This is a genomic window from Streptomyces sp. NPDC052043, assembly GCF_044548235.1.
Lineage (GTDB): Bacteria > Actinomycetota > Actinomycetes > Streptomycetales > Streptomycetaceae > Streptomyces.
Map to the genome: position 1 here is coordinate 1 of NZ_JBIUBT010000006.1, position 13,839 is coordinate 13,839.

A 13,839-nucleotide genomic window follows, 5' to 3' on the forward strand; every position below is an offset into this window, starting at 1 on the left:
GTGCGTGCCGGTCGCGCACCGCGCACAAGACCACGATCAACAAGGTGATCACCGCGATAGCGATCACCTCCACCACCACGTTCCGCGAAGACACCCTTCCGGCGTACCAACCGTTGGCCGCCTCACCCGCCATGGCCAGAACCCCGATACCGGCCGTCGTCCAGGGGCCCGCGAACCACGCGGTGAGCGCGGGCGCGACCACCAGCAGGGGGCCGAGAACGATCTCTGGCCCAGTCGCGATGTCCGCGGCAGTGATCACCACGATGAGCACAACAGGAATCAGCAGCAGCAAATGGCTCGGCTGCCACGGCTGCCCAAGACCCACACGTCCCTGCCTGGAACCCACGCCTTCCACACTGCACCGCTACCGCGGCTCGCGCCACGACGGTTTTCAAGACCGCTGATCAAACGGCGCCTGCATGACGCCTGAGCTGCGCAAAGCGCCAACGCCGGACGTCGTGCAGGGATCACCGGCCCACATATGCAGGGCTGCGTCGTTCTGGCGGAGTGTCCAGTTTGATCACGTGATGCCGAGGGTGACGAGCGCTCGGGTGGCATCGCGTGCGTGGTGGCGTAGGCCGGCAGCGATGTTGTTGCGGCCGGTCAGCCGGAGTGCGCCGATGGCGAGGTTGCGCAGGGTCGCCATGGTGTGGGGTGCGTTCCCGTGCCGCACGCGGGAGGCGTCCTCGCCGTAGGTCACGTCCCTGACATGGTGGATCTTATTCTCGATGCCCCAGTGGTCCCGCGCCCGGTGGGCGATCTCGCCTGCATCTGCCTGATCTGCGCTCAGGCTGGTGACGGCGTAGATGCGTTCGAGGCTGACCTTGCCGGTGGTCACGATGCGTCGGCGGCGCACGACCTGCAGGGCCTGGGCGGCGTACGGGAAGGGCAGCTTGGCTACGGTCGCGGTCTTCATCCGCCGGATCTCATCGCGCCCGTGGGCGGTGGCGCGGGTCTTGTCAAGCAACGGCACCTCCTTCCACGGCAGGGTCTTCAGCAGCCGGTGCAGCGTGGGGTGGTTGCCCTTGACCAGCGCGATGTAGTGCGCGCTCTTGTCTTCCACCAGGAAGCGGGCGTGCTCGGTCTGGGTGTGCATCGCGTCGAAGGTGACCACGGTGCCGGTCAGGTCCAGCGGCGCGAGGAGGGGCTGGAAGACGGTGATTTCGTTGGTTTTGGCATTCACCTCGTGCTGGGCCAGCACCAGGCCGCGTCCGCTCATCGCGGACAGCAGGTGGACCTGGGTGCCGTCGGCGCGGACCGCACCGCGTACGGTCTTGCCGTCCACGGCGAGCGCGGGAGCGGCCGTATCCGCCGGGTCGCGAAATGGCGCCGCCCCTTCCTCCGACGAGGATCGGGCACGGTGGCCAGGCGGGCCAGCAGCCCGGGATGGTCATCGGGCGGAAGCGGTGCAGCGTCGGCTAGTTGGCCCAGGCCGGCGGGGATGGGCAATGATGAGGGGGCAGGCACGGTCTTCCGTCGCGGTGATCAGGGACTCGACACCTCGTGATCACCGGAAGCCGAGCCTGTGTGACTGAGCGCTTCAGTTGGCGAGTTGAGCACACCTCGCTCAGAAGCCATGGCCGGGAGTGGCCGCCAACTGGCGGGGACGTCGCGCATGACCAGAGCGCAGTCCAGGATCGCACTCCCCGACGGGAAGCGGTCCGGGTCGTCGAAGAAGGACGACGCAGCGGAGCGGACCCGGCCGGCTTCCACGTGCCAGACGTTGGTCCGCAGTTCCATACCGTCCAGGTGACGGCCAGAGCTGGTGGTCGAGAAGCCCTTTGCCCCGTCTCGGAAGAAACAGGAAGCCTCGGCGAGATCGGCGAAGAGCTCGCTGCCTCGCAGCTCGTCGGACAGCTCGACGGTGACATCCACTCGGGTATCGCCATCCCATGTCGCCAGCGCGACGCGCATCTGACCGGGCGTCTCGTGCACCTCGAAGTCGGCGCGGCCGTGTTCCCCGGGGAAGAGGCGGCCTCCGGCCCAGGCGTTGAGCCGCGAGGCGGTGTCGCGCCGTGGGATGTAGACGCCGGTCTCGACACCGTCCGGTCCGTCCCATTCGACGGCGATCCGATGCGCCGCGTTCTCGCTCCGCAGTCCGAACGCCTTGGGCGCCCAGGCGGGCCTGACACTTCCCAGGCGCAGCAGGCAGATACCCGCGACCGCGTAGCCGTGCACCAGTTGCGGGCGCAGTGGCCCGGGGAGCAGGCGTGCCGCAACATCCGGGGCAACTCGGTAGTTCACCAGTAGCCGTCGTTCAACGACGCTGGACAGTCGCGGCTGCCTCATGACCCCTCGCTCTGCGCCCCGGGGCGCCATTTGGTGTGGCGAAGCACGATCTGCTCGGGGCAGACGGCGCTGAGGAACCGACCGATGCAGGTGGCCAGGCGATCCTCGGCCAGCGCGTAGAAGATCCGGTTGCCTTCCCGTCGCTCGGTGACCAGTCCGGCTCCCTTGAGCACGCCGAGATGCCGTGAGATCGAGGGCGCACTGATCGCGAACCTGGCTGCGATCTCGCCGGCCGCGAGCTCACCGCCTCTGAGGTCCTCGAGGATCTGGCGCCTCGTCGGATCGGCGAGAGCACGGAAGGCTCCCGCCTCGTCTTGAGCTTCTGTCATACTTGATATTTAGCACCTTGGCTAAATATCTAACAAGGGGTCCTGCGGCCTCCGTCGGCAGTTGGCAGGCTGACCGCTTCGGCTCAGCCTGCCAACTGGACCGCTCACTCGCCAACTGGAGCACTTGAAGTCCCGGCAGGGCGAGACGCTCGGTCTGCGGTGGCCGTACGTCGACCTGGAGGCGGAGCTGTTCCGCCCGGAGTGGCAGCTCCAGCGCCTCACGTGGCGCCACGGCTGCAATGACCCGCGGGCCTGCGGCGCCCGTCTCCACCGGTTCGAGCCGTGCCCGCCCGACTACACCACGCACCGGAACTACAAGCGGGGCTGTCCGAAGCCCTGCCCCAAGACTTGCGTCAGGCACGCGAGCGCCTGCCCACAGCGCAAGGAAGGGGGACTCACCTTCACCCGGCCCAAGACCAAGAAGAGCCGGAATGCCTTCCCGGTCCCGCCCGTCTTCATCCCGTTCCTGCGCGACCACAAGGCACAGCAAGAGGAGATGCGAGCCGCGGCCGCGGAGCTGTGGGAGGAACACCACGTGGTGTTCTCACGCCCGGACGGGCGCCCTCTCGACCCACGACAGGACTACGAGGAATTCAAGGAGCTGCTTGCTGAGGCCGGAATCGACGACCGCCGCCTCTACGACGGGAGCCGCCACACGGCCGGCACGATCCTGAACGAGCTGGGCGTCGACATGCCCACGATCATGGAGATTCTGCGGCACACCCAGATCAGCCAGACCCGCCGCTACGTGAAGGGCAGATCTCACCTGTCGAAGGACGCGATGCGGCGCATGGGCGAGTTCTTCGTATCAGCTCCCCCGGACCCTGATTCGGGCCCCACTGAGACCAGAACTGAGACCGCCGACACCCGCGCGGCCCGCTCGCGGCGGCGCCGTCGTCTCCACTGAACGAAAAAGCCCAGCTCAGACGCTGTCTGAGCTGGGCTTCGGATGGAGCCGCTTTCGGGATTCGAACCCGAGACCTACGCATTACGAGTGCGTTGCTCTGGCCATCTGAGCTAAAGCGGCGTGCTGCCACACCAATGGTGCGATCGGCAACGTCCGTAAGTCTACACAGTTTCCGGGAGTGCTTCGTACACGCCCCCGGCCGCCCCCGGAACGGGGCGCGGGGGCGGGAGTGGCGGTTACGAGCAGCGCTTTCCGTTCGCCGGAGGGGTGCCCTGGAGGAGGTAGCTGTTGATCGCGGAGTCGATGCAGCGGCTGCCGCGGCGGTAGGCGGTGTGGCCGTCGCCGTCGAAGGTCAGCAGGCGGGCGGAGGAGAGCTGACGGGACAGGGACTGGGCCCAGCGGTAGGGGGTCGCCGGGTCGCGGGTGGTGCCGACGACCACGATGGGGGCCGCGCCCCTGGCCTCGATGCGGTGGGGCCTGCCGGTGTTCTTCACCGGCCAGTACGCGCAGTTCAGCGTGTTCCAGGCGAGGCCGCGGCCGAAGACCGGGGAGGCCTTCTCGAAGGCGGGGACGAATTCCTCCACCTGCTCCGGACTGGTGAAGGGGGCCGGCAGGTCCAGGCAGTTCACGGCGGCGTTGGCGTACATCAGGTTGGAGTAGTGGCCGCCGGAGTCGCGCTCGTAGTAGCTGTCGGCGAGGGCCAGCAGGGTGGCGCCGTCGTTCTTCTTCATCGCCGACGTGAGCGCCGCGCGCAGTTGCGGCCAGGCCGCCTGGTCGTACATCGCCGCGATCACCCCGAAGGTGGCGAGGGACTCGCCGAGGCGGCGGCCACCGGTGTCACCGGCAGGGATCGGGCGGGCGTCGAGTCTGCGGAAGAAGGCCGCGAGCTGGTCGCCGACCTGCTTCGGGGTCGCGGCGCGGCCGCCGAGCGAGCAGTCGCTCTGCCGTACGCAGTCCTTCGCGAACGACTGGAAGGCCGCGTCGAAGCCCGCCGCCTGGTCCAGGTTCGTCTGGCGTGCCGACAGCGAGGGGTCCAGGGCTCCGTCCAGGACCAGGCGGCCGACACGGTCCGGGAACAGGCCGGCGTACGTGGCCCCGAGGAACGTCCCGTACGAGGCGCCGACGTAGTTCAGTTTTCCGTCGCCCAGGATCGCGCGCAGGATGTCCATGTCGCGCGCCGCCTCCACGGTGGAGACGTGCCGCAGCAGGCGGGCGGAGCGCGCGCCGCAGCCCTCCGCGAACTTGCGGTACTCGGCGACGAGCGCGTCGACCTCCTCGCGGTCGTCGGGCGTGAAGTCGGTCTGCGTGTACGCGTCCATGTCCCGGTCGTCGAGGCACTGCACCGACTCGCTGCGGGCGACCCCGCGCGGGTCCATCGCGACCAGGTCGTAGCGGGCGCGGATCTCGTCCGGGTACCCGACACCGGCGTAGTGCTGGAGATAGGCGACGGCCGAGCCGCCCGGCCCGCCCGGGTTCAGCAGGAGCGAGCCGAGCCGCTTGCCCGGGCCGGTCGCCTTCTTGCGGGCCACGGCCAGCCGGACGTCGCCGGCGCCGGGCCGGTCGTAGTCGAGCGGCGCCCGCACCGTCGCGCACTCGAAGCCGGGCACCCCGCAGCTGCGCCAGGCCGGCTTCTGCCCGTAGTACGGCGACAGGGCGGGCGGCGTGGCCCGCGGCAGCGCGGCCAGCGCCGCGTCCGCCGCCGGTTCGGTCCGGCGATGCGTGGTGCCGGGCGTACAGGCCGAGACCAGCAGGGCGGCGGCCGCGAGGAGGGCGCCGCCCGCGCGAGCCGCGCGGAGGGAGGTTCGGGGCCGGGGGCCCGTGCTGCTGTTCGGACGAAGGGCGCGCCTGATGTGCATCCAGCGAGCGTAACTCTCCGCGATCGACTGGGTGCGATACGTGCGTAGCGTTGCCCGTACGAGTGACGCCGTCGACGCCGGTGTCCTCGTCAGCCCGCTCTCAGGGCCACGGTCATCGCCTCCACGGCCAGGAGCGGGGCCACATTGCGGTCGAGGGCGTCGCGGCAGGCGGCGATCGCCTCGATGCGGCGCAGGGTGGACTCGGGCGAGCTGCCGCGGGCGAGGCGCTCCAGGGTGTCCTCGACGTCCGCGTTGGCGATGGCCACGCGGGAGCCGAGCTGGAGGGCCAGGACGTCCCGGTAGAGGCCGGTGAGGTCGGTCAGGGCGAGGTCGAGGCTGTCGCGCTGGGTGCGGGTGCGGCGGCGCTTCTGCTTGTCCTCCAGGTCCTTCATCACGCCCGCCGTACCGCGGGGCAGCCTGCCGCCCTGGGCCGCGCCCAGCGCCGCCTTCAGCTCCTCGGCCTCCTTGGCGTCCATCTCCTCCGCGAGTGCCTTGGCGTCGTCCGCCGCCGCGTCGACCAGTTCCTGGGCCCCCCTGAGGCAGCCGCCTATCTCGTCGACGCGCAGCGGGAGCTTCAGGACGGCGGCGCGGCGTTCGCGTGCGGACGGGTCGGTGGCCAGGCGGCGGGCCCGGTCGATGTGGCCCTGGGTGGCGCGGGCCGCGGCGGCCGCGACGGCGGGTTCGACGCCCTCCCGGCGTACGAGCATGTCGGCGACCGCGTTCACCGACGGTGTGCGCAGGTTCACATGGCGGCAGCGGGAGCGGATCGTGGGCAGGACGTCCTCGACCGAGGGGGCGCACAGCAGCCAGACCGTGCGCGGGGCGGGCTCCTCGACGGCTTTCAGCACGGCGTTGGCGGACTTCTCGTTCAGCCGCTCGGCGTCCTCGACGAGGATCACCTGCCAGCGGCCGTTCGCCGGGGCGGTGAACGACTTGCGCACGGTGTCCCGCATGGCGTCGACGAGGATCTGCGTGCCCACGGCGGCGACCGTGTTGACGTCGGCGTGGGTGCCGATCAGCGCCGTATGGCAGCCGTCGCAGAAGCCGCAGCCGGGGACGCCGCCGAGGGCGCGGTCGGGGCTCACGCACTGGAGGGCGGCGGCGAAGGCCCGCGCCGTCTGTGTGATCCCCGCGCCGGGCGGTCCGGTGAACAGCCACGCGTGCGTCATTTTCGACGCCTCGGGCGGCGGCGCGGCCGCGGCGGCCGCGGTGACCAGGGCGTCGGCGTCCCGGGCAGCGGCGCTCAGCTGTTCGCCGACCTTCTCCTGCCCGACGAGGTCGTCCCACACGCTCATGGGTCACGCCGCCCTTTCGTCATGGTTCGTGATGCGGGATCCATTGTGCGGGGCGCCACTGACAACGCGGTGCGCGCCTCCGCCGGGCCCCACGCCGACCGCCTCCGGGACGCGGCCCGCTTCCGGGTCCGGTCGTCTCGGGTGCCGTGCTCGATCGGGCCTCCGGCGGCCTCACCGGAGCCCCGATCGGCCTCAGCCACGGCTCAGCGCTGCGGGCCCCGTCCCCGGCCGCCGTCGCCGAACTTCCCGCCGTCCTCGCGCGGGCCCAGCAGTTCGTCCGCCAGGGTCGGCAGATCGTCGAGCGGCGTCTCCTCGGCCCAGTCCGGCCGCGGCCGGCGCCGGGCGACCGCCTCGGCGTCGACCTGGGGCAGCTCCCGCGTACGGTCGTCGCCCTGGTCGGGCCGCGCGACCCGCGACCGCTCGCCCCGCTCGTCCCGGAAGAAACCGGGCGGAACCCGGTCCGTGGGGTCCTCCCCGCGCACCGGCGGCAGGACCGCCGTCTCGTCCGCGGCCCCCGGTGTGTAAGCGGGCAGTACGGCGGTCTCGTCGGCGGCCCCCGGCGGAACCACGGGCTGCGGCAGCTGCGCGGTCACCTCGGACTCCGACTCACCCGCCGTCCGCGGCCGCGACTCCGCCGACGCCTGTGACGCGCCACGGGAGTCGTCCCCCGAGCCCCGGCCCGAGCCCTCGCCCGAACCCTCACCCGAAGACCTGCCGCTTGCCCGCTCATCCCGCACCGGCGGCAGCACCGCCGTCTCGTCCGCGGGTCCGCCCGGCGCGTTCGTCGGCGTCACCACCGGCGTCGGCACGGTCAGCTCCTCCGGCGGCACCGCCGCGGGCTCGGTGGACCGACGCGGGCCCGCCTGCGCGCTGGCCGCGGCCTGCTCCGCCGCCCGCCGGGCCTCCTCGGCCCGCAGCAGGGCCTCCTCGGCCTTGCGCTGCTTCTCCAGCCGCCGCGCCTCGGCCTCGGCACGCAGCCGCTCCTCCTCCTCGGCCTGCCGGCGCCGCTGCTCCTCCTCGGCCTTGCGGCGTGCCTCGGCCTCCACCCGTGCCCGCTCCTCCGCGAGCAGCCGGGCCTGTTCCTCCTCGGCCTTGCGCCGGGCCTCCTCGGCGCGCTGCCGGGCCTCCTCGGCCTGCCGCTCCGCCTCGCGACGCTGCGCTTCCTCCAGCTCGCGCTGCTTGCGCTCCTCCTCCTCGACGCGCAGCCGCGCCAGCTGCTCCAGGCGCTCGCGCTCCAGGCGCTCCTCCTCGGCCTTGCGCCGGGCCTCCTCCTCGGCCTTGCGGCGCGCCTCCTCCTCGGCCTTCTTCCGCGCTTCCTCCTGCGCCTTCAGCTCGGCCTCGGACAGCGGCAGCATCTGGTCGAGCCGGTGCCGGACGACCGTGGTCACCGCCTCGGGCTCCTGCCCGGCGTCCACGACGAGGTAACGGCCGGGGTCGGCGGCGGCCAGCGCCAGGAAACCGGACCGCACGCGCGCGTGGAACTCGGCCGGCTCCGACTCCAGGCGGTCGGGCGCCTCCGTGAACCGTTCACGGGCGGTCTCCGGCGAGACGTCCAGCAGGACCGTCAGATGCGGCACCAGACCGTTCGTCGCCCAGCGGGAGATCCGCGCGATCTCCGTCGGGGACAGGTCGCGGCCCGCCCCCTGGTAGGCGACGGAGGAATCGATGTACCGGTCGGTGATCACCACGGCGCCCCGCTCCAGCGCGGGCCGTACGACGGTGTCGACGTGCTCCGCGCGGTCGGCGGCGTACAGCAGCGCCTCCGCGCGGTGGGACAGGCCCTGCGAGGACACGTCCAGCAGGATCGAGCGCAGCCGCTTGCCCACGGGCGTGGCGCCCGGCTCGCGGGTGAGGACGACCTCGTGGCCCTTAGACCTGATCCAGTCGGCGAGCGCCTCGGCCTGCGTGGACTTGCCGGCGCCGTCGCCGCCCTCCAGGGCGATGAAGAACCCGGACGCCGCGGGGGCCGTCACCGGGTCGTCGCCGCCCCGCAGAGCGTCGACGAGGTCCTGCCGCAGCGGCACGCCGGAGCGGTCGTCGACCTTGGCGAGGACCAGCGCGGCCACCGGCAGCAGCAGCGCGCCGACCAGCATCAGCGTGAACGCGGCGCCGCCGTGCGCGAACACGAACCGGCCGTCCTCCAGCCGGTGCGGGCCGATCCCGGCCGCGACCACGGGGGCGAGCACGACGCCGAGCGCCACGAAGACCCGTACCACCGTGTGCAGGTGCTCGGTCATGCGCGGCTTGCGGTAGTCCTCGGCCTCCTGGTCGAGCAGCGTGTGCCCGGTGTTGGCGGCGGCGCCCGCGCTCACCCCGGCCAGCGCGAGGAGCAGCAGCACCGTGGTGACGTCGGGGACCAGACCGGCCGCGAGCAGGGCGACGCCGGTGAGAGCGATCGTCAGGGCGAGCAGCCGCCGCCGCGACAGGGAGACCAGCGCCTTCGGCGCCGTACGGATGCCGACGACGACCCCGCCGGTCAGGGCGAGCACCGCAAGCCCGTACAGCACGGGGCCGCCGTGCAGGTCCGTGGCGTGCAGCACGCAGACGGCGACCGCGGCGGCGATCGCCCCGGCGACGGACGCGCAGGCGAGCACGAGCAGCGGAACGGCGCCCGTGCGGCCCTTGTCGACCCCGGTGCCCGTCTTCGGGCGGCGCAGCCCCTCCAACGGCGAGCGCGGGCGCGGGGTGCGTGTGCCGGGCAGTTCCAGATAGGTCAGCACGGACAGGGACCCGGCGAACAGTCCGGCCGCGACGTACGCGCCGAGAGCGGCCTGGTGCTGGTCGAACCAGACGACGCCGGTGCCCAGAAGGTTGTTGAGCAGGGAGGCGGCGACCAGGGCCGCGGCCGCCAGCGGGACCGCCAGGAAGGTGGTCCGCAGCGACAGGCGGCGCAGGGCGTCCATGTGGTCCGGCAGCGGGCGCACCGTGGCGCCCTCCGGGGGCGGGGCGGGCAGCAGCGCGGGGGCCGCGCTCTCCCGGCACACGCTCCAGAAACGCTCGGCGACCCCGGTCACGAAGACGGTGACCAGGAGGAAGGCCAGGGCGTCGTTCGGCGTCCAGTCGATCCACAGCGGCGCGACGATCAGCAGGGCGGCCCGCAGACCGTCGGCGCCGACCATGGTCCAGCGCCGGTCGAGCGGGCCCTCCTGGGAGGTGAGCGAGGTGAGCGGTCCGAGAAGGACCGCGCCGAAGAGCAGCGTCGCCAGGATGCGCACGCCGAAGATCGTCGCCACTGCGAAGGCCACGCCCCGGTAGCCGCCGCCGAAGGGGCTCGCGACGACCGCCGCCTGGAGGGCGAGGACGACCAGGACCAGGAGCGCGAGGGTGTCCCCCACGCCTCCCACCAGTTGGGCGCTCCACAGCCGTCGCACCTGCGGTCGGCGCAGCAGGGCGCGGACGGCGCGCTCCCGGGAGTCGACCAGGAGAGCGTCGTCGGAGGTGGAGGTGTGGGCCGTTGGCTGCTCGGCTCGCGTCATGCGTTCAGCCTATCGGGACCCACCGACACCACGGCGTGACGATCCGGGGGTGCGCACGCCCCGACACCAAAGTGATGCCGAGGCGTGCCTTTCGCAAAGGAGGCGCGAGGAATCCGCGGATCCGCGGGGATCCGCGGGGATCCACCCGCGGATCAGTCCTCCGCCGCCTTGGCGGCCGTCGCCTTCGCGGTGGTCTTCTTGGCGGCCGTCTTCTTGGCGGTGGTCGTCTTCTTCGCCGCGGTCTTCTTCGCCGCGGTCTTCTTCGCGGCCGTGGACGCCGTCTTCTTCGCGGGCGCCTTCTTGGCGGCGGCCTTCTTCGCGGTCTTCTTGGCCGGGCCCTTCGCGCGCTTCTCCGCGAGGAGCTCGAAACCGCGCTCCGGGGTGATCGTCTCGACACTGTCGCCGGAGCGCAGGGTGGCGTTGGTCTCGCCGTCGGTGACGTACGGGCCGAAACGCCCGTCCTTGACGACGACCGGCTTTCCGCTGACCGGGTCCTCGCCCAGCTCCTTCAGTGGCGGCTTGGCGGCCGCGCGGCCCCGCTGCTTGGGCTGGGCGTAGATCGCCAGCGCCTCCTCCAGCGTGATCGTGAAGAGCTGGTCCTCGGACTGGAGCGAACGCGAGTCCGTGCCCTTCTTCAGGTACGGGCCGTAGCGGCCGTTCTGCGCGGTGATCTCCTGGCCCTCCGCGTCGGTGCCGACGGTCCGCGGCAGCGACATGAGCTTCAGGGCGTCGTCCAGGGTCACGGTGTCCAGGGACATCGACTTGAACAGCGAGGCCGTGCGCGGCTTGACCGCGTTCTTGCCGGTCTTCGGGGTGCCCTCGGGGAGGACCTCCGTGACGTACGGGCCGTAGCGGCCGTCCTTGGCGACGATCGCGTGGCCGGTGTCCGGGTCGGTGCCCAGCTCGAAGTCGCCGCTCGGCTTGGCGAGCAGTTCCTCCGCGAGCTCGACGGTCAGCTCGTCGGGGGCCAGGTCGGCCGGGATGTCGGCGCGCTGGTGGGTGTCGGTCTCCTTCTCACCCCGCTCGATGTACGGGCCGTAGCGGCCGACCCGCAGCACGATGTCGTTGCCGACCGGGAACGACGACACCTCGCGCGCGTCGATCGCGCCCAGGTCGGTCACCAGTTCCTTGAGGCCGCCGAGGTGGTCGCCGTCGCCGTTGCCGGCCTCGGCGGCGCCGCCGTGGCCGGTGCCCTCGCCGAAGTAGAAGCGCCTCAGCCACGGCACGGCCTTCGCCTCACCGCGCGCGATGCGGTCGAGGTCGTCCTCCATCTTGGCGGTGAAGTCGTAGTCGACGAGCCGCCCGAAGTGCTTCTCCAGGAGGTTGACCACGGCGAAGGACAGGAAGGACGGCACCAGGGCCGTGCCCTTCTTGAAGACGTAGCCGCGGTCGAGGATCGTGCCGATGATCGACGCGTACGTCGACGGGCGGCCGATCTCGCGCTCTTCCAGCTCCTTGACCAGGCTGGCCTCGGTGTAACGGGCCGGGGGCTTGGTGGCGTGGCCGTCGACCGTGATCTCCTCGGCCGTGAGCGCGTCGCCCTCGCCGACCTGGGGCAGCCGGCGCTCGCGGTCGTCGAGTTCGGCGTTCGGGTCGTCGGCGCCCTCGACGTACGCCTTGAGGAAGCCGTGGAAGGTGATCGTCTTGCCGGACGCGGTGAACTCGACGTCCCGGCCGTCGGTCGCGGTGCCGCCGATCCTCACGGTGACGCTGTTCCCGGTCGCGTCCTTCATCTGGGAGGCGACCGTCCGCTTCCAGATCAGCTCGTAGAGCTTGAACTGGTCGCCGGTCAGGGAGGTCTCGGCGGGCGTGCGGAAACGATCACCCGAAGGACGGATCGCCTCGTGCGCCTCCTGCGCGTTCTTGACCTTCCCGGCGTACGTACGGGGCTGCGGCGGCAGGTAGTCGGCGCCGTACAGATGGGTGACCTGGGCGCGGGCGGCGGCGATCGCCGTGTCGCTCAGGGTCGTGGAGTCCGTACGCATGTACGTGATGTAGCCGTTCTCGTACAGCTTCTGCGCGATCTGCATGGTCGCCTTCGCGCCGAAGCCGAGCTTGCGGCTGGCCTCCTGCTGGAGCGTCGTCGTACGGAACGGGGCGTACGGCGAGCGGCGGTACGGCTTGGACTCGACCGACCGGACGGAGAAGCTGGTGTCCTCGAGGGCCGCGGCCAGGGCGCGGGCGTTCGCCTCGTCGAGGTGGAGGGTGTTCGCGCTCTTGAGCTGTCCGAGGGAGTCGAAGTCGCGGCCTTGGGCGACCCGCCGGCCGTCGACGCTCTGCAGGCGGGCGACCAGGGAGGACGGGTCGCTCGCGTCGCCCGCCCGGCCCGTCGCGAAGGTGCCGGTCAGGTCCCAGTACTCGGCGGAGCGGAACGCCATGCGCTCGCGCTCCCGCTCGACCACGAGCCGGGTCGCGACGGACTGGACCCGGCCCGCCGACAGGCGCGGCATGACCTTCTTCCACAGCACGGGCGAGACCTCGTAGCCGTAGAGGCGGTCGAGGATGCGCCGGGTCTCCTGGGCGTCGACCAGCCGCTGGTTGAGCTGGCGCGGGTTGGCGACCGCCTCCCGGATGGCGTCCTTGGTGATCTCGTGGAAGACCATCCGCTTGACCGGGATCTTCGGCTTGAGCACCTCCTGGAGGTGCCAGGCGATGGCCTCGCCCTCGCGGTCCTCATCGGTGGCGAGGAAGAGCTCGTCGGACTCCTTCAGGAGATCCTTGAGCTTCTTGACCTGGGCCTTCTTGTCCGCGTTGACGACATAGACCGGCTGGAAGTCGTGTTCCACGTCCACACCGAGGCGGCGCACCTCACCGGTGTACTTCTCAGGGACCTCCGCGGCACCGTTGGGAAGGTCGCGGATGTGCCCGACGCTCGCCTCGACGGTGTAGCCGGGGCCGAGGTAGCCCTTGATCGTCTTCGCCTTGGCAGGCGACTCGACGATGACGAGTCGGCGGCCGCCCTGTGCGGTCTCGCTGGTCGGGGACAACTTCGCTCTTCTCTCCGGTCGACGCTTGAGCCTCCCCAGGCCTTGATTTCCCGGGGGTCGGGTGGTGGTGACGCTGCGGAGTGTGACGGTACATCCCGCCCCCGTGTCAAACGGGAAAAGCCCGCAACGGCCACTCGAACGGTAACCCGACTACCCCCCTTCCTGCCGCCCGGACTGCTCACCAGGCCGTTCGGGCTGATGCGGAGGGTGCTCTCTCAGTTACGGAGACCGCACGAGTGCGGCGGCTGTCACAGGCGCCCGAAGCACCACACGCCGACGGTCAGGGCGGTCACGGCGGCCAGGGTCGCGACGGTCGCCGACACGGTGCGGGGCAGGCCGACGGCCACGGGTTCCCGGTGCCGGACCCGGACCGCCGTCCATCCCAACAAGGCTGCTCCGAACAGGGAGAACACCGTTCCCGTGAAGATCGCCGGAACGCTCTCCATGTCCGCCCCTCCGCTCTCCGGATGCCCCGGTACGGGAGGCTGACACCCACGGGCTACGACGACACCAACCCGCGGTGAACTCGTGTCGTCCCGCTCCCGGGGGCGGCGCTCCGACAGCCTCCGCAAGGTGACCGGAATCAAGCTCACCGGTTTTTCCGGTGTTTTCTTGCCCGGCCCCCCGCAAAGATCGAACGCCGTGACCGAGCGCCGTCGAAACGACCCACACGCCCCGAAAACGACGAGAACTCGCCGCC

8 protein-coding genes, 1 tRNA gene and 2 pseudogenes are annotated in these 13,839 nt (G+C 71.5%); 1 reads left to right on the forward strand and 10 read right to left on the reverse strand.

Features of this window, described 5'->3' with window-relative positions; genetic code table 11:
• From ACIHCX_RS16850 to ACIHCX_RS16865, 4 genes and pseudogenes are all read right to left on the reverse strand, one after another.
• A pseudogene (locus ACIHCX_RS16850) lies at nucleotides 1-346 on the reverse strand (serine/threonine-protein phosphatase); the annotation flags it as partial.
• Between the two features lie 174 nt (nucleotides 347-520).
• The gene (locus ACIHCX_RS16855) at nucleotides 521-1,285 is read right to left on the reverse strand and encodes an ISAs1 family transposase (protein ID WP_400030011.1); all 765 of its coding nucleotides are present in this window, start codon (nucleotides 1,283-1,285) and stop codon (nucleotides 521-523) included.
• A gap of 200 nt (nucleotides 1,286-1,485) precedes the next feature.
• Entirely contained in the window at nucleotides 1,486-2,289 is an 804-nt protein-coding gene (locus ACIHCX_RS16860) for a DUF2071 domain-containing protein (protein ID WP_400030013.1), read from the reverse strand.
• On the reverse strand, nucleotides 2,286-2,618 hold the full coding sequence (locus tag ACIHCX_RS16865) for a metalloregulator ArsR/SmtB family transcription factor (protein WP_399867651.1): 333 nt from the start codon (nucleotides 2,616-2,618) through the stop codon (nucleotides 2,286-2,288). The genes ACIHCX_RS16860 and ACIHCX_RS16865 overlap by 4 nt, the downstream gene beginning before the upstream one ends.
• Before the next feature lie 133 nt (nucleotides 2,619-2,751).
• Here ACIHCX_RS16865 and ACIHCX_RS16870 point away from each other — a divergent pair.
• Nucleotides 2,752-3,525, forward strand: a pseudogene (locus ACIHCX_RS16870) (tyrosine-type recombinase/integrase); the annotation flags it as partial.
• Nucleotides 3,526-3,568: 43 nt separating this feature from the next.
• Here ACIHCX_RS16870 and ACIHCX_RS16875 read toward each other — a convergent pair.
• From ACIHCX_RS16875 to ACIHCX_RS16900, 6 genes are all read right to left on the reverse strand, one after another.
• A tRNA-Thr gene (locus ACIHCX_RS16875) sits at nucleotides 3,569-3,645 on the reverse strand.
• Nucleotides 3,646-3,761: 116 nt separating this feature from the next.
• Nucleotides 3,762-5,381 carry an alpha/beta hydrolase gene (locus ACIHCX_RS16880; protein WP_400030015.1) on the reverse strand — a complete coding sequence of 540 codons (1,620 nt, stop codon included), beginning with the start codon at nucleotides 5,379-5,381 and terminating at the stop codon, nucleotides 3,762-3,764.
• 89 nt (nucleotides 5,382-5,470) lie between these two features.
• Nucleotides 5,471-6,676, reverse strand: a complete 1,206-nt coding sequence (locus ACIHCX_RS16885) for a DNA polymerase III subunit delta' (protein ID WP_400030017.1) — start codon at nucleotides 6,674-6,676, stop codon at nucleotides 5,471-5,473.
• Nucleotides 6,677-6,879: 203 nt separating this feature from the next.
• Nucleotides 6,880-10,152: a dTMP kinase gene (gene tmk, locus ACIHCX_RS16890; RefSeq protein ID WP_400030019.1), complete on the reverse strand. Its 3,273-nt coding sequence runs from the start codon at nucleotides 10,150-10,152 to the stop codon at nucleotides 6,880-6,882.
• A gap of 152 nt (nucleotides 10,153-10,304) precedes the next feature.
• A complete protein-coding gene (gene topA, locus ACIHCX_RS16895; RefSeq protein WP_400030021.1) occupies nucleotides 10,305-13,139 on the reverse strand; it encodes a type I DNA topoisomerase in 2,835 nt (944 codons plus the stop codon).
• A 248-nt stretch (nucleotides 13,140-13,387) separates the two neighbouring features.
• Nucleotides 13,388-13,585, reverse strand: coding sequence for a hypothetical protein (locus ACIHCX_RS16900; RefSeq protein WP_400030023.1), 198 nt, complete (start codon nucleotides 13,583-13,585; stop codon nucleotides 13,388-13,390).
• Between the last annotated feature and the right edge of the window lie 254 nt (nucleotides 13,586-13,839).

Bases quoted from the DNA above. Each gene is read 5' to 3' on its own strand.
- ACIHCX_RS16865 (WP_399867651.1), bottom strand. From the start codon at position 2,618: ATGACAGAAGCTCAAGACGAGGCGGGAGCCTTCCGTGCTCTCGCCGAT.
- ACIHCX_RS16880 (WP_400030015.1), bottom strand. From the start codon at position 5,381: ATGCACATCAGGCGCGCCCTTCGTCCGAACAGCAGCACGGGCCCCCGG.
- tmk (WP_400030019.1), bottom strand. From the start codon at position 10,152: ATGACGCGAGCCGAGCAGCCAACGGCCCACACCTCCACCTCCGACGAC.
- ACIHCX_RS16860 (WP_400030013.1), bottom strand. From the start codon at position 2,289: ATGAGGCAGCCGCGACTGTCCAGCGTCGTTGAACGACGGCTACTGGTG.
- ACIHCX_RS16885 (WP_400030017.1), bottom strand. From the start codon at position 6,676: ATGAGCGTGTGGGACGACCTCGTCGGGCAGGAGAAGGTCGGCGAACAG.
- ACIHCX_RS16900 (WP_400030023.1), bottom strand. From the start codon at position 13,585: ATGGAGAGCGTTCCGGCGATCTTCACGGGAACGGTGTTCTCCCTGTTC.